The sequence below is a fragment of the Helicobacter baculiformis genome (genome assembly GCF_900197685.1).
In the GTDB taxonomy this organism is placed as follows: Bacteria; Campylobacterota; Campylobacteria; order Campylobacterales; family Helicobacteraceae; genus Helicobacter; species Helicobacter baculiformis.
The window spans coordinates 57,185-77,814 of record NZ_FZMF01000013.1 but is presented as its reverse complement, the minus strand read 5'-3'; the positions used below and the strand labels follow the sequence as shown (position 1 = coordinate 77,814).

Sequence of the window (20,630 nt, the reverse complement as noted above, 5' to 3'; positions counted from 1 at the left end):
CCTTTAGGCTTGGTAAGCGTCTTGTAAACTAGAAAAGCTCACAAGCCTTTCTTGATATTTTTGTGTGAGTATCTCTTTAAGTGCACTGGCTTCTTTGGCGGTGTATTCTAACAAAATTTCACAATGTGAAGAAAATTCATCGCGGTAGCCAAAGTAATTTACACCCGTAATCGTGCAATCGTTTTTCGTTAGAAAGTCCAACAAGCGCACTAGTGCACTCTTCTTGTCTTCTAGGTAAAAAATACCCTTGTAGATTTCTCGTTTTTTCTTGCTCCATTGCACAAAGACCATAGGTAACCCCAAATCGATCTCTACGCTAGCTTCCTTACATAGCTTGTGGTGTACTACTATCTTGTGATCTTTGTAATTGGGCATGATAGCTACGATTTCATCGCCGTATTTGGGGTGGCAACAATCATCAAACAACACTTGTTTGACATGCACATAGGGATTGGTGTAGATAATAAAATTCTCCAAGTAGCATTTTTTTAATCCAACATGCGGATTGATGAGGTTGAGCATTTTATTGGTTAGGCGAAATTGCAGAAGGTTCTTCATCAAAAAACCAAACTCATGGTATTGCACCTTTTTTTTCATGTGTTTGGGAGTTTCTCTAACCTTTTCTTGGATTTCTTCAACAAGCTTTTTTAAATTGCCGATATTTTTGCTAGCTTCATTCAAAGAGATTTCTACGCCATACTCAGCAAGTTTTTTTTCAAATAAAACATAGTCTTTTGGTCCAATTTCCTCAGCGAAGATGGGCGCTTCAAAAATACATCCCAGGATGTTAACCACACTTTTAGCGTCGATCTCCTTGATTTGATTCTTGCGTTGGAGTTTAAGGTGGTTTTTGGCGCGTGAAGTTTTGAGCTGATCCATCCAAATGTAGCGTGGAGTGGATTGTTCACCCTTGACAATTTTAACCACATCGCCACTTCTAAGTTCCTGATTAAGAGTGGCTTTCTTATTGTTTACAAAGGCCTTTTTAGCCCGATCGCCCAAATCGCTATGGATCATGTAGGCAAAGTCTAACACAATCGCCCCTGCGGGCAAAGTATAAGTATCTCCACTAGGAGAAAAAACCGTGATATCCTCGCGATAGAGATCATTTTTAACCAAGGCATAAAATTCTTTGGGGTTGGATTTGGAGTCATGCCCTTGGTATTTGAAGTTGTGCAGCCATTTGAGCGCATCTGGCTCAGTCCCCCCCGCCTTGTATTTCCAATGCGCCGAGTTACCGTATTCCGCCCCCATATGCATTTCAAAAGTGCGCACTTGGATTTCATAAATGGAGGATTGATCGAAAATCGTAGTGTGAATAGTTTGATAGCCATTCTCCTTAGGTAAAGCGACATAGTCCTTAAAGCGTGAAATAATGGGTTTGAAGCGCAAATGTACTACACCTAAAATTCTATAACAATCTAGAGGATTCTTGACCAAGACACGCACGGCCATCAGGTCCAAAATCTCATCCATGCTCACCGCACCCTTGCGTTGCATTTTCAGATAAATAGAGTAGGGACGTTTGATGCGTGTGCTGATGGTGAAATCGCCCTCCACAAATCCCTCTTCAAAAAACATTTTTTCTAATTTACCTGCAAAGCGATTAAGTTTAAGTGAAAGAGATTGACGATTTTGCTCCAAGTAAGATCGGATTTCTTGGTATTCATGGGGGTGGATATAATAAAAGCTCTTGTCTTCTAATTCGTTTTTAATGGATGCCATGCCCAAACGGCTTGCAATGGGCGCATATACCGCCAGTGTCTCTTTAGAAATACGGATTTGTTTATCTCGAGGAAGAGCGTCTAGGGTTAAAATATTGTGCAAGCGATCGCTAATCTTAACAATGAGGGCACGCGGATCATTGATAGCACTTACAAGAATCTTTCTGAAGGTAAGAGCCGAAGCTAAGAGCTTGGAATCTTGGGCTTCCATAGGGAACTCTTCCTTCCTGATTTCAGTGATCTTGGTGAGCGCATCCACAAGACCCGCTACATCTGTACCAAATTCGCGCTCCACATACGCCATACTGCATTCGGTGTCTTCCACGACATCGTGGAGCAGGGCCGCACATACCATTGCCTCATCGCCCTCACAAAACGCCACGATACACGCCACGCAGATGGGATGAGTGATATAAGGCTGCCCCCCCTTGCGCGTCTGCCCTTCATGAAAATGATGCGCAACATCCAAAGCTTGAGCGATCTTAGGGGTGATCTCTATGATATTTTCTAAAACGCATATAGCTTCATGCGGTCCGCAAACCTCCTTGAGCGCGCTTAGAATCTCCAGCAAATCCCCATAGTTCTTATGTTTAGTATCTAGTCTCAATGCACTCAAGGTTAATTTTTCCCTCCGCAATCTCTAGGATCGCGATGTCGGTGGGCTTGTGGTTTTTAATATCCATTGCCACAAGAGGTTTTGCCCCTGCACCTAATTGCTTTACCCTTGTAAAAATCAAATTGGAGAGAATATAACGATCGTTGTTCACTCTAGCGAGGGCTTGGGCGACAAGTTCTTCCGTTCTCAATTGTGTCCTTTTTTTAAGTTGATCTTCTATTTTACCACAGAAAACACGCCTTGATTGTGTTTAACCACCTGCAAGAGATTGTCTTTTTTAAACATGTTGCAAACCACGATGGGGAGCTTGTTGTCTTTGGCTAGCGAAATAGCTGTGTCATCCATCACTTCAATACTGCCAATCAACGCGTCATTATAGCTCATGGTGTCGATTTTCTTAGCATCTTCAAACTTGTTAGGGTCCTTATCATAAATGCCATCGACCTTCGTTGCCTTGATAATCACATCAGCCCCAATTTCAATCGCGCGTAAAGTGGCTGCAGTATCGGTAGTAAAAAAGGGATTGCCCGTACCCGCTCCAAAAATCACAATACGCCCCTTTTCTAAATGGCGGATCGCCTTTCTGTAGATGTAGGTCTCGCAAACTTCCTTAATTTCTACAGCGCTTTGGACACGCACATCTAAACCCATATGTTCTAAAGCTTCCTGCATGGCAACCGCATTAATCACCGTAGCGAGCATACCCATGTAATCCCCGCTAGTGCGCCGGATAATCCCCCCCTTAGCCGCGCTCACCCCACGGATAATATTGCCCCCACCAATGACAATCCCCACCTCTATACCATTCTCAGCGAGCATTTTAATTTCTTTGGCGATATAGCTTAGAACTTGAATATCGATCCCAAAATGGCTTTCCCCGGCTAAGGCTTCCCCAGAAAATTTCACCAACACGCGCCTATTCTTATGCCCTTTATGTTGCATGCACTCCCTTACATCATTAAAGGGCGCATTTTATAGTAAAAAGGCTTAAAAGTCGTGTCAAGGTAAAAATGTTTCTGTACACCACATAGAGAATTGGTTAGAGGGATTGCTTAAGGCGTTGTTGGGTTTATGAGATTAGAGTTACATTATCTCTATATAAAGGAAAGACATGCAAAGTACAATCGGGCAATATCTCTTGGACAAATTGAAAGACTATGGGGTAGAACACCTCTTTGGAGTCCCCGGAGATTATAATTTGTCCTTTTTAGACTTGGTAGAAGACGACCCTCATTTGCAATGGGTGGGTAATTGCAATGAACTCAACGCCGCTTACGCGGCTGACGGGTATGCGCGCTTAAAACCTATGGGGGCGTTGCTGACGACCTTTGGAGTGGGGGAACTCAGCGCGATTAATGGCGTGGCAGGCTCTTATGCGGAGAGCGTGCCCGTAGTGAAGATCGTGGGCATGCCCTCTAGAAGTGTGGCTTATAAGCGCAAATTCGTGCACCACACTTTGGGCGATGGGGAGTTTTTAAAATTCTACAACATGTACAGAGAGGTGAGTGTCGCCCAAACAATCCTAGACAAGCAAAACGCCCTCTCAGAGATCGATCGGGTACTGAGAGCATGCTTTTTGTACAAAAAACCCGTTTACATTGGCATTCCTGCCGATGTCGTGCATAGCCCCATTGAAATCGTTCTGTGTTCACCCATGCCCCCCAAAAGCGATCGCAAGATTTTACAAACCTTTGTGGACGCTGTGCAAGATGTGCTTAAAAAATCCAAATCTCAGGCTGTGTTGGCGGATTATGAGGTCAATCGTTACCATCTCAACCAAGAGCTTAAAGAATTCATCGAGATCACCCATTTGCCCCTTGTCTCTTTATCTATGGGCAAAGGGGTTTTTGATGAAACCCACCCTAATTTTGTGGGGGTGTATAGCGGGATTTTGAGCGATTCTAAAGTTAGCGCGTTGATGAAACAGGTAGATTGCGCTTTGATGATTGGGGTCAAGCTCACCGATTCGTTGACCGCGGGCTTTAATTATGTCCGCAAGCAAGGACACAAAATGATAGAAATCCACCCTCTGTATAGTCAAATTGGAGAGAGAATTTACAACGATATTTTAATGCAAGATGTGCTCAAAGCCCTAGCTCCCCTCAAGTTCAAATTTCACTTCCCCAAAAAATCACCTCCCAAAACCCCTAAAACCCCTAGCTTGCATGGCAAACTCACCCAAGATAAATTTTTCAAGGTGATCCAAGGGTATTTACGCCCCGATGATGTGCTGATCGCCGAACAGGGGACTTCCTTTTTTGGCGCGCTTTCTATTCCCTTGCCCAGTGGGGTGAGCTTCATAGGACAACCCCTTTGGGGCTCTATTGGCTACACTTTGGGGGCGTTGCTGGGCAGTGCGCTAGCCAACAGAGATCGGCGCAATATTCTTTTAATTGGCGATGGGTCTTTGCAATTAGTTGTCCAAGAGCTCTCTACCATTTTAAGAGAAAATATCACGCCCATTATTATCGTGATCAACAATGATGGCTATACCGTGGAGCGTTGTATTCATGGAGCCCAACGCCAATACAATGACATTAATATGTGGCATTACTCCAAATTGCCTAGTGTTTTTGATGTGCAATTAGCTAGGAAGTGCTTGAGTTTTCAAGTGTCTAGCGTGTCTGTATTGCAAGAAGCTCTCAATATCGCTAGAACAGAAGACTCCAAACTGGCCTTAATTGAGGTGTTTATGGGTAAACACGACGCGCCCGCTTTGTTAAAAAAACTAGGCGCGCTCCTTAGCGCGCAGAACAATGCGTGATCTAGGTGAGTTCTAGGACGATTTCCCTTAGAACGCGGGCGATGTGTTGGATCTGTGCTTTATTGATACAATAGGGAGGCATGCAATAAATCGTGTTGTGTAGGGGACGCAAGAGTACCCCTTTTTGCATGGCTTTAGCAAAGATAGCTAAACTTGGGCGTTGCTCACCCCCATACCCCACCAATTCAAAAGCAAAGACCATCCCCAGCGCGCGCAAATTGGCCACCCCCTTTAGCCCCCCTAAGCAATCCTGCAAACACATTTGCATGTAAGCGCTTAACATGCGGTTGTGTTCTAGGATCTTCTCCTGCTCTAAAATATCTAAAGTGGCGTTGGCGCAAGCGCAGGCTAGAGCGTTGCCCGTGTAGCTGTGCGAATGGAGAAAATTTTTATGGTGCGTGTAGGGCGCGTAAAATTGATCGTAAATGCGGTTAGAAGTGAGCACAACCGCTAGGGGCAGATACCCCCCGCTAATGCCCTTAGAAAGACATAAAAAATCGGGTTTGACTCCGCATTGTTCAAAGGCAAAGAGAGTCCCTGTGCGCCCAAAGCCCACGGCAATTTCATCAAAGATCACATGCACCCCGCGCTCTTGGCACATTTGGCTAGCTTGGCATACATACTCTGAGCTGTAAAAATGCATCCCCCCTGCACACTGGATTAGGGGTTCTAAAATAAAGGCACTGAGGCTATTTTGGTGCGTGTCTAGAATCTCTTCTAGCGCGCGCAGGGCTTGGGGGATGTCTGTATCGTCTTTGGGCACGGGGGTACTCAAATGCTCTAAAAATAAGGGTTTGTAGGCGTCCTTATAGAGTCCCACATGGCTAATGGAAAGCGCGCCCAAAGTTTCGCCATGGTAGCTATTGCTCAAGGACAAGAATTTGGGCTTGTGCGCGCCTTGAAGCAGGTGGCTATGATAACTCATTTTCAAGGCGACTTCTATGCATGACGAGCCATTGTCTGCATAAAAGCATTTCTCAAACCCGCTTAAAATACAAAGCCGTTCTGAGAGGCGGATAATTTGAGGGTGAGTGAAACCGGCCAGCAAAACATGTTCTAGGGTGTCTGCTTGGGCTTTAAGTTGTTGGGTGATATGAGGGTGGTTATGCCCCAAGAGATTCACCCACCAACTGCTGATCGCATCGATGTAGGCATGATTCTCAAAATCGTAAAGATAGACCCCTTGGGCGCGTTGGATGGGCACTAGGGGGAGTTGTTCGTGATCGTGCATTTGGCTACAGGGATGCCAAATATAGCGCATGTCTAAGTCGTGATAGGGGGCATTCATCTAAAATCTTTCTATATCGTCAGTTCGACCAAAAATAAAAGTCTTAAAGCAAATTTTAGTCAGGTTTCACTAAAATAGGCTTTTACCACAGAATCTTCAACATGGGGCTTTCGTGATCACTTGGATGCAAAAACATAAGAAATACTTAGTTGTTACCATTTGGATCAGCACCATCGCTTTCATTGCAGCTGGGATGATTGGCTGGGGGCAGTATAGCTTTTCATTAGGGGGAGGCAGTGTAGCTAAGGTGGGGCAGGTGCTCATCACCCAAGAAGAGTTAGAGATGGAGTACAAACGCCTCGTAGATGCTTATAGCGAGTCCATTCCTAACTTTAAAGAGCTAGATGCCAAACAAATTCAGGCGATGGGCTTAGAAAAAACTGCTCTCAATCTTCTTATTAACCAAGCCTATCTTAAGAATCTCGCGTTGGATTTAGGCATGGGTGTGAGCGACGCGGAGGTTGTTGCAGAAATCCAAAAGAGCAAGATGTTTCAAAAAGATGGGCGCTTTGATGAGGTTTTGTACAAACAACTCTTGCAGCAAAATCACTACCGCCCCAGCGTGTTTGAGGAGAATATCAAGAATGCCCTACTCTTGCAAAAGATCTCTGCGCTGTTTCCTAAAGCCACTACACCCTTAGAGCAAAATGCTTTCGCCTATCCCTTGCAACTACAGGATCGCGCCTTCATCAAAATCTTGTATGCCAAAGACGCGCCCATTAAAATTGAAGAAAGTGCGCTCAAAACCTATTACGACCAGCACAAGAGTGCTTACAAATTGCCCCCCAGCTACACCCTGGCGGTGTTGAAAATAGAGCCTAGCACAGGCACCCCTGACTTAGAAGCACTGTACAAACACTATCAAACTCACAAGAGTAGCTACATGGGCGCGGATGGCAAACTAGAAGACTTTGAGCATGCCAAGTCTAAGGTTGCCCATGACTATTTGCAAGCCCAAGCTAAAGAGCGCGCTCTAGAGCAATATTTAGCCCTTAAAAAGGGCAAACTCATCCCCAAAGAACAGATCTTTAGCGATCTACCCTATAGCGAGGAGATTAACGCCCAAGTTGCCAAAATGCGCCCCGGGGAGGTGCTCAAACCCCTAGCATACCAAGAGGGCTACTTGGTACTTAAACTGGTTAAAAAATCTAGCGACATGCTTAAGAGCTTTGCACAAGCGCGCGATGCGGTGTTAGACGCACTCACTCGAGAGAAACAGCGGGTATGGCTTCAAGAAGAAGCGCACAAGGAACTTAAGGATTTTAAAGGTAGCGATATTGGCGCAATTTCCCCCGAATTTCAAGGTAGCATTCAAGAGCTAGACCCCAAGCAGGCTAAAGAACTCATCACCTACATTTTTAAACGCCCCGATGCTAAGGGGTTTCTTGTGTTGGAAGATAAGGCAGTGTTGTATCAAATTTATAAGCAGGATTTCCAGCACACTCTACAAAACAAACCCTACTTAGAAGAGATGGCAAGCGATTTTAAGGCACAAGATTTCGATCAAGCATTGGTGAGCATGCTCAAGAGCAAGTACCCCATTGTAATCTATGCAAAGAATTTACAGGAGTAGGCTGTGAATCCGATCGTTCTTGGCGTGGATATTGGTTCCAGCAAGATTTGCGCCATCATCGCCGAACTCAAAGAGGGGGCACCCCAAATTATCGGGGCGAGTACGCAAAAATCTGAGGGAGTGCGCAAGGGGAGTATTAGCAATATCTCTCAAGCGGGCGAAATTGTCAAAAAAACCATTGAAGACGCTAAACGCATGGCCGGTTTGGATTTTGTAGAAAAGGCGATTGTTTCTATCTCGGGGGCCTATACCCAAAGCGTGAATAGTTCAGGAATTATCAATGTGCCCAATAATGAGATTACCCTCAAAGAGATCAACCGCGGATTAGACACCGCTTTGCACAACGCCTCTATCCCAGCCGGGCATGAAGTGATCCACATTCTGCCCTATCAATTCAAATTAGACAATCAAGACAATATTGAAGACCCCATGGGGATGAGTGGCTCAAGGCTAGAGGTCTTTACCCACATTGTTACGGTACAACATAGTAGCTTGGAGAATCTGCGCCGCGTGATCCAAATTGCAGGAGTCAAGATTGAAAACATTGTCTTGGGAGCTTACGCGGCCTCTATTGCGGTACTAAGCGAAGATGAAAAAACCTTGGGCGTGGCTTGTATTGACATTGGGGGGAGTACTTGTAATATCATGGTCTATGAGGGCAATTCCATGCGCTTTAATGGCTATGTGCCGGTGGGATCTGAGCATATTAGAGACGATCTAGCCATTGGTTTGCACACGCCCCTAGGGGCAGCCGAATATGTCAAGCGCGAATACGGGAATTTGCTCGCTGAAGAGAGCGATCAAGAGATCGAAATACCTGCTGTAGGTGTTGAAAACAAGAAAAACCGCTTTCCGCTCAAATTTGTGCATGAAATCATCAATACTCGCGTGCTAGAAGTTTTCAACTTGCTTAATAACGCGCTCATTAGCAGCAAGCTTAAGGATAGTTTAGGGCGGGGGGTGGTACTCACTGGGGGGATGACACACATGCAGGGCATAGCTCATGTGGCTGGGGCGATCTTTGGCAACATGCCCGTAAGGATCGCCAAACCTGTAGAGATTAGTGGGTTGTTTGAAGAACTCAAAGACCCCACCTATGCGGTGGCGATCGGCTTGATTCTCTATGGCGCAGGGGGGCACACCAATTACGAAAAAGATTCTGAAAAGACCATTCGCTATAAAGAGAGTCGGCATAATGCCCAGCCCACTTTCACTTATGCCCCGGAACGCAACTATATCGAAACGGATTTGACCAATCTCAAGCACAGCAGTGAGCCCCTCAAAGAGAGCACAAAAGAGCGGAAAAAAGATATAATATACCCCTATAACACGCCTAAGGAAGCGGGTTTTTTTGAACGGATCAAAGAGTGGGGATCGAAGTTATTTTAAAGGACAATGGGTGGCAATATTGAATGAAGCGGGCATAGGTGTAGAAGAAATCTTTGAAACCAATGGAGCGAAAATTGTAGTCATCGGCGTAGGAGGTGGAGGGTCTAATATGATCGCGCATCTCATTGCTACAGGCACTTATAAGGATATCACGCTCGTTGTTGCCAACACAGATGGGCAGGCACTCAAGTCGTCTAATGCTAAGAATAAAATCCGTTTGGGGGAGAAGATCACCGGAGGCAGGGGGGCGGGCATGAAGCCAGAGATTGGCAAGCAAGCCGCCCAAGAGTGTGTAGAAGTCATTAAAGAAATGGTCGCGGGGGCAGATATTGTCTTTATTTCTGCCGGTTTAGGTGGAGGGACGGGCACGGGGGCAGCCCCTGTGATCGCCCAGATCGCTAAAGACGCAGGGGCGTTGACCGTCTCTGTGGTAACCAAGCCCTTTAGCTTTGAGGGGCGCAAGCGGGCTAAAATTGCAGAAGAGGGCTTACAGGAGCTTAAAGCGGTGAGCGATTCCATCGTGGTAATCCCCAATGAAAAACTGATTGGCTTTATTGATAAGAACGCAGGCATTAAAGAAAGCTTTAAGGAGGTAGACAATGTGTTAGCCAAGGCTGTTAATGGTATCTCTAGCATGATTATCAACTATGGCGAAAATGATATTAATGTGGATTTTGCCGACCTTAAAACCGTGATGAACCACCGCGGGTTAGCCTTAATGGGCATTGGGGAGGCAACAGGGGTTAATGCCGCTACAGTGGCCGTAGAGAACGCCATCGCTTCACCCTTATTTGACAATGTTTCTATTAATGGTGCGATGGGGGTTTTGATCAATTTTGAATGCCACCCCGATTATCCCCTTTTGGAGATCACGACTTCAGTGGGCATTGTAGAATCGATGGCAGATGAGGATGCCGATATTATCTTTGGTAAATGCACTTCCACCAACACCCCCACCGATCATGTCAAAGTTACCATTGTGGCAACCGGTTTTGAAAAACCCGCCCCTCCCAAAGAAGAGCTCAAATCTGAACCCTCTTTTAGTCTTTCTAAAAGCGCCCTAGAAGATATCAAACTGGTCAGCAGTGGAGAAACTTATCAGGGTATTGATTTAGACAAACCTGCTTTCTTGCGCCACCAAAAGGACTAGCCTAATCTCTCTAGCATGCAGGCTTTATAGCTTGCATAGTTCTGTGTTAAAATGGCCTCCCTAGCTCCGCGCATTAATTCCAAGTAAAAATGTAGATTGTGCAAACTTGCCAAACGAAAATAACTCAACTCCCTGGCCTTAAAAAGATGATGTAGGTATGCCCTAGAGTAATGCGCGCAGGTGTGGCAGGTACAAGTAGAATCTAGAGGCATGTCGCTGTCTTTGTAGCGCATGTTTTTGATAGCGATCTTGCCCTGCATGCTAAAGAGTGTGCCATTTCTTGCGTTGCGCGTGGGCATGACACAATCAAACATGTCCACACCCCGATCAATGGCTTCTAGCAAGTCTTGGGGCGTGCCCACTCCCATGAGGTATCGGGGTTTATGGGTAGGTAGGAGGGGGGCGGTGTGCGCGATAGTCTCATACATTTCTAGCGCGCTCTCACCCACAGCCAACCCGCCAATGGCAAACCCATCAAAATCCAACGCGCTAAGTTCTAACGCGCTTTGGGTGCGCAAGGCTAAATGCGTACCCCCCTGCACAATGGCAAAAATATGGTGGTTAGGGCGGGCATGTTGGCGGTGGTGCTCTAAGCTCTTTTGTGCCCAAGCTGTGGTTTTTTGCACGGCTTGCAAAAGGCGCTCATAGGAGGCGGGCAAGCCTACCAAATCGTCTAAAACCATGCAAATATCGCTATTGAGGGCGTATTGGATGTCCAGCACCTTAGTGGGGGTAAAAAGGTGGGGACTTCCATCAATGTGGGATTTAAACACGATGCCCTGATCGTGTTCTTTGGTATTGTGGCGCAAAGAAAAGGCTTGAAAACCGCCGCTATCGGTTAGAAAATTCCCTTTAAATCCGCTAAAACCATGCAAACCGCCCAACTTGGCGATGCGTGTGTGCGAGGGGCGCAAATAGAGGTGGTAGGTATTGGCTAAAATAATGGGAGCTTTGAGCCCATAGAGGTCTTGGCTATCAAGACTCTTAACACCGCCCTGTGTGCCTACAGGCATAAAGATAGGGGTTTGCACGCGCCCATGGGCTAGGCAAAGCGTGAGCGCGCGCGCGTATCCATCCTGAGCATCTAAAGAAAAATCCATCGCCCACCTTAACTTTTTTACTATATAATAGCCAAAAACGCTAGGAAGTGCTTGAAACGGGTCGCGCTGATTTTAGAGGGAGTGGTGGCTAAAAAATTCATGGAAGTGGTCGCCACTAAGTACTTTAGCAATAATTTCTATCTTGTAATCACTAAAGATACGAGCACTCTACCGAGCACTCTACCGAGCACCTTTGAGGTGCATGTTTTTGACCCCACTTCTGCCTACCGACTCTGCCCTTTCTTAGATGCAAAAGTGAGCGATGTTTTTATTCTGATAGAGGATATCAAGGAACAACAAGCGGTCTACGAGATCATTAGACAAAAAAATAAAGAGGTGCGTTTATTAGTAAGCTTGCAAAATGGAGCGGCGTGGGAGGGAGGTAAGGATGAGAAGCTCGTTTTGATGGACAGCACACAAATTTTAGCCAACAAATGCATCACCAAGATTCCCAATGTGCCTAGTGTGCCTCAAGGTTTTGGGCTAGAACAGGGGGAGGTGATGGAGATTGGTGTGCCCTTTGGGAGCGTTTTTGCTTATCGCCACATCGGGGCGTTGCGCCAAAAAGACTATAAAATCGTAGGGATTTACCGCAAAAACAAGTTTTTCTTAAGCCATCCGTCTATGATCATCCTCCCCCGTGATCAGTTGTTGGTAGCAGGCAACCCAGAAGTGCTTAATAATGTGTACTTGCAGGTCAAAAGCAATGTGGGGCAATTCCCAGCCCCCTTTGGGCGCGATATTTATCTTTATGTAGACATGCGTCTACAAAGCTCTAAAGCCTTAAATCGCGATCTCCAACAAGCCCTTTTTCTACATGAACATCTCAAAAGTTTCGCACTCTATGTTTGTGTACTCAATCCGAAGGTGGGCTTAGTGGATTCCATGCGCGCGATCGAAAAGAAAAATATCCATGTTAGCCTCGATTTTAATGGTACCCCTTTTGTGGAAAAACTCTATGCAGACAGTCAAAAAAAAATCGGTATGGTGGTTGTAGGTAGAGAAATTTTCGCATACCAAGAGAATCGTAAAGCTCTTTTTGAGATCACCACTCCCATTTTTAAGACCAATGCCAAGGGTTTAACAGACATTAAAAAGGGTATGGTGGTGCTCAATGAAAGCATGCAACAGAGCGAAGACATCTCTTCGGTGATGTTTGATGTTTGCGCACAAATGGGCTTAGACATGCTATTATACGACTTTGATCCGGATAAGCGCTACAAGGTGGAAGTTATTGACAATTACAAACACCTCTCTCACATTTATAATCGTAAAATCAAGATCATCCGCACCTCTATGAAAAATCCGATCTTATTTTTAAGGAAGTTGGAAACAGCCATCATGCAGTTTTTGCCCTTTGAATCTTGCATTACTCAAAGCCAATTTTTTTGGGCGTTTTCTACCAAAGTGGAAAAGATCGCTTTCCTAAGTGATGCCCATCCACAAATTTTTATCCCTGTGGTGGAATGATGTACCTAGACATCCAAACGGGGCAGGGGGCTTATAGGGTGCATGTAGGGGGTCTGCCCCCCATCGCACTCCCTTGTAAAGCACTCATTGTGAGCGATACAAAAGTGGGAGACTTGTATTTGAGCTCTTTATTAGAACGCATGCAGGCTACAGAGATCGCAACGCATTTAGTCCCTGTGGGCGAATCCTTTAAAACATGGCAAACCCTAGAGGGCATTTTAGAGAGCGCCTTTGAGGCACACTTGAATCGCACGGATGCGATGGTGGCTTTAGGGGGCGGAGTGGTGAGCGATATGGTGGGCTTTGCGAGCGCGATTTATAAACGCGGGATTGATTTTTACAATATCCCCACCACACTTTTAGCTCAAGTGGATGCGAGTATAGGGGGTAAGACCGGGATCAATAACGCGCATGGGAAAAATCTCATTGGGGCGTTTCACCCCCCCAAAGCCGTTTATATTGATCCGCATTTTCTAAAAACCTTGCCCCAACGCGAGTTTAGGGCAGGTGTTGCAGAGATGATCAAAAAGGCGATCTGTTTGGACGCGCCCTATTTTGAATGGCTGCAAACCCACCCCATAGAGGCGCACTTAGAAGAGGCGATCTTTAAAAGTGTGCAAATCAAAGCTAGAGTGGTGCAAGCCGATGAGAGAGAGAGTGGGGCACGCATGGCGCTCAACTATGGGCACACTTTCGCGCATGCCATTGAAAAAGAGGGGCATTACACGGAATTATTGCACGGGGAAGCCGTGGGAGTGGGTATGCGTATGGCTAATGCGCTCGCCATGAAATTAGGCTTGTTAGATGAGAAAAGCCATGCGCGCATGGAGGCATTATTGCATACCTATGGTTTGGATTTGCCCTACAAAATTAAAAACATGGCAAATTTCTACGCCACCATGCAGCAGGATAAGAAAAATAGCACCGGTGTGCGTTTCATTTTACCCACCGGCATTGGGAGTTTTAACATCGTGGATGGTGTGCCCCAAAGCGTGGTGTATGAGGTGCTTGGCACATGGGCTTGAAAATTTTAATGGCATTGGGCATGCTGTGCGCGCTCTTGAGTGCGCAACCAGAACCTAGCGCGCTCAAAGCCCAGTTAGAGAGTTTGGACAAACAGCTTGAGCCTAACACATGGGTACAAAAATTTAAAAATTTTGAGTACTATGGTGAACTCTCTTTAAAAATCCAACATATCCAACAACAGCTTAAAACGCTCAAAACTAAAGGGGAACATAGCTTGGATGTGAGTGCCTTAGAGCACAGTCTGCAGAGTCTCCAGCACCAGCAAAAGCTCTTGGAATCCTATAAGAGTCACCCTTTTAAAGACCTTGTGGAAAAACCCCTCATCGTCAATATCCCCACTATCACTAACCCTTTTGCCATTATCGGAGGGCTTTCTTTTCTTAAAACTTTGCAAACACGCCATAAGAGTATGCAAGCTAATTTAGAGAGTCTAAAACACACCCTGCGCCTAATTCAAGAAAAACGCACTGCCTTAGAACAACTCAACTCTCCAAGTCCGGACCCTAAACTGACTTCACAAATCTACCAAGAACAAGTCAAAATCATCGAATTTCAGAGTGCACAAAATCTTCTAGATGCAAGTTTGGCAAGCTATGCTAAAGACATACAAGCCGTACGCGCGGATATCCAAGCTCAGATCAAAGATCAGCTTTTTAAGTTGTTTTGGGTGATCTTAACCGCGTTAGGAAGCGTGTTGTTGGCATGGTCGCTCAAACGTCTAAGTCATAAGTACTTGGTGGGCGATGAGCGCGCTTACACTATCAACAAGGCGATCAACTTCATCAACGCCAATGTGATCGTCTTGATCTTTTTGTTTGCCTATTTAGAAAATGTCTCTTATTTGATCACCTTTTTAGGTTTTGCTAGCGCCGGGTTTGCCATCGCCATGCGCGATGTGTTCATGAGCGCGCTAGGGTGGTTAGCTATTTTGATCAAGGGGAGCGTGCATGTGGGGGATCGCGTCAAAATTTCTAAAGACGGGAATACCTATGTGGGCGATGTGCTAGACATCTCCATGCTCAATATCACCATTTTAGAAGAAGTGACTCTCACCACTTACACCAAGAATAACGGGCGCGCGGGGCGTATTATTTTCATCCCCAATAATTATATCTTTACCGGACTCTTCTCCAACCACACCCATTTGGGTTTGAGCGCGGTGTGGGATAGCCTAGACTTTTTGCTACCCTTAGGCTCTAATTACCAACATGCAATAGATATTGCTCTTAATATTGCAAGCACCCATGCGAAACCTTATAGCGAAATGACTCGCGCACAATTAGCTAAACTACGCGCTAAATACGCTTTGCGTACGCTAGATTCTACACCCAAAATAGCCTTGATGCCTGAAAAAGAAGGCATGCGCTTGTATGTTTCCTATCTAGTGGGCGCTTATGATACTTTGGGCTTACGTTCTCAAATTGCCTTAGAAATCCTTAAAGCCTTTGAGCAGGCTGAGGATATTCTCATTTCTCCCAAGCCTACCTCATGAGATGGTGGCTCTTTTTACTCTGTTTGAGTGTAGTAGTGGGTGCACAAGACCCCAGCATGTCTCATCAAAACTTAATCATGCAATTGCATATTGAACTAGCCCATTTGGAAAAACGCCTAAATACTAGCAATAATATTTGGCTTAAGAAATTTAACAATGTAGAAAGTTACGAGCAAATTTATGCCGAAATCCAAAGCATTCAAAATCAACTTAAAATACTTAGACACAAGAAAAGCAGTGATTCCTTGCAAATCAGCACCTTAAATCACACCCTGCAAGCTCTCCAGCATCAAGAAGAGCTTTTAGAACAGTATAAGGTCAATCCTTTTAAGGAGCTTGTAGAAAAACCCCAAATTGGCACTATCCCCTCCATTAGCAACCCTCTAGCGATTGTGGCGGGAATTTCCTTTATTAAAACTATCAAGGCGCAATACGCCTCTATGAAGCGCAACCAACAACTTTTAATGGAGGCATTAGATCTCCTAGAACAGGAAGTGAACACTCTGACACGCCTCCAAGCTTTACAAGAAGAGAGCGCAATTGCTAAAAAACTCTACCAAGAACAAATCAAAAAGATCGAATTGCAAGGGGCGCAAAAACTCTTAAAAACCAGTATGGATCTCTATGCTAAAGACATTGAGGAAGTGGATGCCAATATCCAAACCCAAATTAAAGCCCAACTCTTTAAACTTTTATATGTAGTCTTGATCGCCTTAGTAAGTATCATTTTGGCATGGTTTTTAAAAGTCATCAGCCATAAGTATGTACAAAGTAATGAGCGCGCCTACACTATCAACAAGGCAATTAACTTCATCAACGCCAATATCATCATTTTGATTTTTTTATTTGCCTACCTAGAAAATGTCTCCTACTTAGTCACGGTGCTAGGCTTTGCTAGCGCAGGGTTAGCCATTGCGATGCGCGATCTCTTTATGAGCTTGCTAGGTTGGCTGACTATCATCCTAGGGGGGAATGTGCATGTAGGCGATCGGGTGAAAGTCTCTAAGGATGGCAATACCTATGTGGGCGATGTGTTGGATATTTCCATGCTCTATATCACTATCTTAGAAGATGTAACACTCACCAGTTACATGGAAAATGACTGCCGCGCAGGACGCATTATTTTTATTCCTAACAATTATATCTTTACAAACCTTTTTGCCAATTACAGCCACTTTGGCATGAAGAGTGTTTGGGATGGAGTTGTGTTTTATGTCACCTTTGACTCCAATTATAAAAGGGCAATGGAGATCGCCTTAAACACTGCCAACACCCATGCCAAGCAGTATACCGAGATGACCTATAAACAGCTAGGTAAAATGCGTACCAAGTATTCTTTGCGTAACACCAGCGTGAATCCCAGGGTTTTTATGGCCTTGCAAAAAGATGGGATTCAAATCAGTGTGTGGTATCAGACCAATTCTTATGCCACCCTCGCGCTCAAATCTAAGATTTCTAGCGATATTATGGAGGCGCTCTTGCAAGAACCTGATATTTTCGTGGCGTACAGCACAACCAAGCTCGTGCACGATGTGGGCGATGGGTTTGGCAATAAAGACTATGAGCTCAGGAAGAAACATGAAACAGAAAGTTTACTTTAAAACCTTTGGTTGCCGCACTAATCTCTTTGACACCCAAGTGATGTTGGCACACCTCAAAGATTTTGAGCACACCTGCAAAGAGGATCAAGCCGATATCATCGTGCTCAACTCTTGCACAGTCACCAATGATGCCGATTATAGCGCGCGCGCCTATGCTAAAAAAATGAGTGCTTTGGGCAAAAAGGTGTATTTTACCGGGTGTGGGTCTAACTCTCAGGGTTTGAAACTCTTTGAAAGCGGGCATGTTTTTGGAGTCTTTGGGCACGATGCTAAAGAGCAAATCAACACCCTATTGCACGCCAAAGAGGGCTTTTTTCACGCCGATAGCTTGGCGCATGTCGATTCTAGCATTGTGCCTCTCTTTGTGGGCAAAACGCGCGCCTTTGTCAAGATTCAAGAGGGCTGTGATTTCAAATGTAGCTATTGTGTGATCCCTTTGGTACGGGGTAAATCTAGAAGCTTGCCAGAGAGTCAGATCTTAACACAATGCCAAGTCCTAGCCCAAAACGGGGTGTTAGAGATTGTGCTCACAGGCACGAATGTAGGGAGCTATGGCAAGGAGACAGGGAGCAACATCGCGCGCCTCATTAAAAACATCGCACGCCTTGAGGGGATTAAGCGCGTGCGCATCGGGAGTTTAGAGCCTAGCCAAATTGATGCCGAGTTTTTAGAATTGCTCGATCACCCCATTTTAGAGCGCCATTTACACATCGCCCTGCAACACAGCCATGACAGCATGTTAAAGCGCATGCGGCGGCGTAACCGCACGCACAGCGATCGCCAACTCCTAGAAAGGATCGCGCTCAAGGGTTTTGCACTGGGGACAGATTTTATTGTAGGACATCCTTATGAGAGTGAAAGTCTTTGGCAAGAGGCGTTGCAAAATTTTAAAGCTTTGCCCCTAACCCATCTGCACCCCTTTATCTACAGCGCGCGCGCGGGTACGCTCTCTAGTACAATGGGTGCGCGCGTACGCGGAGATGTTGCCAAGCAGCGCTTAAGAACGATTAGCGCATGCGTGCAAGAGAAGAACCACGCTTTTCGCATGCGCGCCCAAAACACCCCCCTAGAGGTGTTGGTGGAGAGTTACAAAGATGGGTATTATCATGGGAGTGATCAGTATTTTAACCCCGTGGTGATTAGCGCGCCGCGCGATTTGCGCGCCCAATGGGTGCGCTTAGAAAATTACCAAGTGCAAAGAGAAAGAAGTTATGCGGCGCTTTAATAAGAAGGTTGTGATCGGGGCGTTGGGGGTACTGGTGGGGGCGATTGTGGTGGCGTTTTTATTCTTAAGAGATCAAGTAAAACTGGTGAGTATCAAGGATTTTAACGCCCTCTTGCATTCTGATAAAATCCAGAGTATCCAAATGGATGACAATTACATCTACTTGAAAGTGAATTTCAAAATCTACAAGACCGCGCGGGTGGGTTGGAAAGAGAGCTTGCAATTCCCTAGTAATATTCCTATTGAGATTCTCAAGGAGGAGAACACGACCCAGCAACTCTTAGACATGGTGATCATTTTCTTTTTTCTCATTTTATTAGCGTTGATTTTGCGCTTTGCATGGACACGCAAAAACCTCCCCCTGCAAACCAGTTATGACAGCGTTTTAAAAGCCCAAAGCCCGCCCATGCCCTCTTTGCACGCCACCTTGCCCAGTGTGCGCTTTGAAGATGTCGCGGGCACTAAAGAGGTTAAAGAAGAGCTCTATGAGATCGTAGATTATCTCAAAAACCCCAAAAAATACCAAGATTTAAAAATCAAATTGCCCAAGGGGGTGCTCTTAGTGGGACCTCCAGGAGTGGGCAAGACGATGATTGCCAAAGCCCTAGCCTCTGAAGCCAAAGTGCCCTTTTTTTACCATAGTGGGAGCGCGTTTGTACAAATCTATGTGGGCGTGGGGGCTAAGAGGGTGCGCGAACTCTTTGCCAAGGCGAAGGCTTTTAGCCCCTCGATCGTCTTTATTGATGAGATCGATGCGGTGGGCAAGGCGCGCGGACACCAACGCAATGACGAACGAGAAGCCACACTCAACCAGCTTTTAACCGAAATGGATGGCTTTGAGGAGAGCGCACAGGTGATTGTGATCGGGGCGACTAATAAAATTGATGTGATCGATGAAGCCTTGCTCAGAAGTGGACGTTTTGATCGGCGTATCTTTATCTCCCTGCCCGATCTAGAGGAGCGCACCCAGATTTTAGAGTCGTACTTGAAAGACAAGCAACACAGCCTAGATTGCCTAGAGGTGGCGCGTATTTGTGTGGGCTTTAGCGGGGCGATGCTCTCCTCTTTGGTCAATGAAAGCGCGCTGAATGCCTTGCGCCACAACCACAACACCATTAGCATGCGCGATATTTTAGAAGTCAAGGATAAAATCGCCTTTGGCAAGAAAAAACATGTCGCCTTAAGCGAACAAGAAAAAAATCTCTATGCGCTCTACCAAAGCGCGAAGGCGCTCAGCGCGTATTGGCTAGAAGTGGAGTTTGATAAAGTCTTGTTGATGGGGGATTTTTTGATCGCTAGCGATCAAAAGGTGCGTAGCCAAAGCGAGATGAACAATAGTATCAAGGTGTATTTAAGCGGGATGATCATCTTAGAATTGTTCTTTCAAGAGCATTACACCTTAGCCAAAGAAGACCTCAAACACGCCTTTGAAATCGCCAAGCGCATGTGTGAAGAATATGCGATGGGGCGTAAATTCATTGGGGATCGCGCGGACATGGAGGCGTTATTAGGCGCGTTGTATAAAGAACAAAAAGAATTTTTGAGCAATTCTAAAATGCAGGTGCAGGCGATGGCGAAAATCTTGCTAGAAAAAGAAAAGCTTAGTAAGCCCCAAATTCAAGAGATTTTACACTCGTTTGTGTGATGGTGGGTACATACTTTAGCGGTTTTGGCTTTTCTAATGAAGACTGGCTTTTTGCATGGCTCTTAGAAAAGGGCACGCGTTACGATGTGGCTGGCTTTAGCTATGGGGCTACGCGCGCGCTAGAATTTGCCTATCATCAAGTAAAGCAGGGCAGACGGGTACAAACCTTGATGTTGATCGCCCCTTGCATGCTTGCCCACAAGAGCCAAGCCTTTAAAAACTTGCAACTCAAAGCCTACCAACAAGACCCGCACGCCTACATGCAAGCTTTTTTTGAAAAAATTGGTTGGAGCGCGCTCTTGCAACAAGACCCTAGTTTGGCGCGTTTCACGCATTTGGGCAGCTTGCAAGATTTGCAAACCTTGCTCAACTACGCCTACGCCCCTGAAAAGCTAGAATTTTTATGCGCCAAGGGGGTGCGTTTAGAAGTGTTCATTGGGCTAGAAGATGCGATCATGGACGCGCAAGCTCTGAGGAGCTTTTTTAAAAATTATGGCTGTGTGTGGTGCTTTAAGGGGGCTAATCACTTGCTCAGGACTCCCTAGAAATATTCATTGCCATTGTTTG

General features: G+C 45.6%; 16 protein-coding genes. 11 read left to right on the top strand and 5 right to left on the bottom strand.

Annotated elements, in window-relative coordinates:
* Window positions 1-3: 3 nt before the first annotated feature.
* The 3 genes from C6G87_RS02685 to pyrH are packed head-to-tail and all read right to left on the bottom strand — an operon-like array spanning window position 4 to window position 3,282.
* A complete protein-coding gene (locus C6G87_RS02685; protein WP_104751999.1) occupies window positions 4-2,340 on the bottom strand; it encodes a RelA/SpoT family protein in 2,337 nt (778 codons plus the stop codon).
* Window positions 2,315-2,530 (bottom strand): DNA-directed RNA polymerase subunit omega, encoded by a 216-nt coding sequence (locus C6G87_RS02680; protein ID WP_104751998.1) that lies wholly within the window; start codon window positions 2,528-2,530, stop codon window positions 2,315-2,317. The genes C6G87_RS02685 and C6G87_RS02680 overlap by 26 nt, the downstream gene beginning before the upstream one ends.
* A gap of 26 nt (window positions 2,531-2,556) precedes the next feature.
* Window positions 2,557-3,282: a UMP kinase gene (gene pyrH / locus C6G87_RS02675; protein ID WP_104751997.1), complete on the bottom strand. Its 726-nt coding sequence runs from the start codon at window positions 3,280-3,282 to the stop codon at window positions 2,557-2,559.
* Window positions 3,283-3,451: 169 nt separating this feature from the next.
* On the opposite strand from pyrH, the gene C6G87_RS02670 reads away from it, so the two are divergent.
* Complete coding sequence (locus C6G87_RS02670) at window positions 3,452-5,104, top strand: alpha-keto acid decarboxylase family protein (RefSeq protein WP_104751996.1); 1,653 nt, start codon at window positions 3,452-3,454, stop codon at window positions 5,102-5,104.
* Between the two features lies 1 nt (window position 5,105).
* Here C6G87_RS02670 and C6G87_RS02665 read toward each other — a convergent pair whose 3' ends face one another.
* A complete protein-coding gene (locus C6G87_RS02665; RefSeq protein ID WP_104751995.1) occupies window positions 5,106-6,392 on the bottom strand; it encodes an adenosylmethionine--8-amino-7-oxononanoate transaminase in 1,287 nt (428 codons plus the stop codon).
* 112 nt (window positions 6,393-6,504) lie between these two features.
* Between C6G87_RS02665 and C6G87_RS02660 the strand changes: the two genes are divergently transcribed.
* The 3 genes from C6G87_RS02660 to ftsZ are packed head-to-tail and all read left to right on the top strand — an operon-like array spanning window position 6,505 to window position 10,504.
* A complete protein-coding gene (locus C6G87_RS02660) occupies window positions 6,505-7,965 on the top strand; it encodes a peptidylprolyl isomerase (protein ID WP_104751994.1) in 1,461 nt (486 codons plus the stop codon).
* A gap of 3 nt (window positions 7,966-7,968) precedes the next feature.
* Complete coding sequence (gene ftsA / locus C6G87_RS02655) at window positions 7,969-9,354, top strand: cell division protein FtsA (RefSeq protein WP_104751993.1); 1,386 nt, start codon at window positions 7,969-7,971, stop codon at window positions 9,352-9,354.
* Window positions 9,355-9,370: 16 nt separating this feature from the next.
* Window positions 9,371-10,504, top strand: a complete 1,134-nt coding sequence (gene ftsZ, locus C6G87_RS02650) for a cell division protein FtsZ (RefSeq protein WP_104752064.1) — start codon at window positions 9,371-9,373, stop codon at window positions 10,502-10,504.
* Here the strand turns inward: ftsZ and tgt are convergent.
* Window positions 10,501-11,604 carry a tRNA guanosine(34) transglycosylase Tgt gene (gene tgt / locus C6G87_RS02645; protein ID WP_104751992.1) on the bottom strand — a complete coding sequence of 368 codons (1,104 nt, stop codon included), beginning with the start codon at window positions 11,602-11,604 and terminating at the stop codon, window positions 10,501-10,503. The two genes, ftsZ and tgt, sit on opposite strands and share 4 nt — an antisense overlap.
* 51 nt (window positions 11,605-11,655) lie before the next feature.
* Between tgt and C6G87_RS02640 the strand changes: the two genes are divergently transcribed.
* The 7 genes from C6G87_RS02640 to bioV are packed head-to-tail and all read left to right on the top strand — an operon-like array spanning window position 11,656 to window position 20,608.
* Complete coding sequence (locus C6G87_RS02640; protein WP_104751991.1) at window positions 11,656-13,074, top strand: COG3400 family protein; 1,419 nt, start codon at window positions 11,656-11,658, stop codon at window positions 13,072-13,074.
* Complete coding sequence (gene aroB, locus C6G87_RS02635; RefSeq protein WP_104751990.1) at window positions 13,071-14,099, top strand: 3-dehydroquinate synthase; 1,029 nt, start codon at window positions 13,071-13,073, stop codon at window positions 14,097-14,099. The genes C6G87_RS02640 and aroB overlap by 4 nt, the downstream gene beginning before the upstream one ends.
* A complete protein-coding gene (locus C6G87_RS02630; protein WP_104751989.1) occupies window positions 14,090-15,592 on the top strand; it encodes a mechanosensitive ion channel domain-containing protein in 1,503 nt (500 codons plus the stop codon). The genes aroB and C6G87_RS02630 overlap by 10 nt, the downstream gene beginning before the upstream one ends.
* The gene (locus tag C6G87_RS02625; protein ID WP_104751988.1) at window positions 15,589-17,193 is read left to right on the top strand and encodes a mechanosensitive ion channel domain-containing protein; all 1,605 of its coding nucleotides are present in this window, start codon (window positions 15,589-15,591) and stop codon (window positions 17,191-17,193) included. Before C6G87_RS02630 ends, C6G87_RS02625 begins: the two co-directional genes overlap by 4 nt.
* A complete protein-coding gene (gene mtaB, locus C6G87_RS02620; RefSeq protein ID WP_104751987.1) occupies window positions 17,171-18,418 on the top strand; it encodes a tRNA (N(6)-L-threonylcarbamoyladenosine(37)-C(2))-methylthiotransferase MtaB in 1,248 nt (415 codons plus the stop codon). The genes C6G87_RS02625 and mtaB overlap by 23 nt, the downstream gene beginning before the upstream one ends.
* Complete coding sequence (locus C6G87_RS02615) at window positions 18,405-20,063, top strand: AAA family ATPase (RefSeq protein ID WP_104751986.1); 1,659 nt, start codon at window positions 18,405-18,407, stop codon at window positions 20,061-20,063. The genes mtaB and C6G87_RS02615 overlap by 14 nt, the downstream gene beginning before the upstream one ends.
* A complete protein-coding gene (gene bioV / locus C6G87_RS02610) occupies window positions 20,063-20,608 on the top strand; it encodes a pimelyl-ACP methyl ester esterase BioV (RefSeq protein WP_104751985.1) in 546 nt (181 codons plus the stop codon). Before C6G87_RS02615 ends, bioV begins: the two co-directional genes overlap by 1 nt.
* The last annotated feature ends 22 nt before the right edge of the window (window positions 20,609-20,630 follow it).

Bases quoted from the DNA above. Each gene is read 5' to 3' on its own strand.
- mtaB (WP_104751987.1), top strand. From the start codon at position 17,171: ATGAAACAGAAAGTTTACTTTAAAACCTTTGGTTGCCGCACTAATCTC.
- bioV (WP_104751985.1), top strand. From the start codon at position 20,063: ATGGTGGGTACATACTTTAGCGGTTTTGGCTTTTCTAATGAAGACTGG.
- pyrH (WP_104751997.1), bottom strand. From the start codon at position 3,282: ATGCAACATAAAGGGCATAAGAATAGGCGCGTGTTGGTGAAATTTTCT.
- C6G87_RS02625 (WP_104751988.1), top strand. From the start codon at position 15,589: ATGAGATGGTGGCTCTTTTTACTCTGTTTGAGTGTAGTAGTGGGTGCA.
- aroB (WP_104751990.1), top strand. From the start codon at position 13,071: ATGATGTACCTAGACATCCAAACGGGGCAGGGGGCTTATAGGGTGCAT.
- C6G87_RS02670 (WP_104751996.1), top strand. From the start codon at position 3,452: ATGCAAAGTACAATCGGGCAATATCTCTTGGACAAATTGAAAGACTAT.
- C6G87_RS02615 (WP_104751986.1), top strand. From the start codon at position 18,405: ATGCGGCGCTTTAATAAGAAGGTTGTGATCGGGGCGTTGGGGGTACTG.
- C6G87_RS02665 (WP_104751995.1), bottom strand. From the start codon at position 6,392: ATGAATGCCCCCTATCACGACTTAGACATGCGCTATATTTGGCATCCC.
- C6G87_RS02630 (WP_104751989.1), top strand. From the start codon at position 14,090: ATGGGCTTGAAAATTTTAATGGCATTGGGCATGCTGTGCGCGCTCTTG.
- tgt (WP_104751992.1), bottom strand. From the start codon at position 11,604: ATGGATTTTTCTTTAGATGCTCAGGATGGATACGCGCGCGCGCTCACG.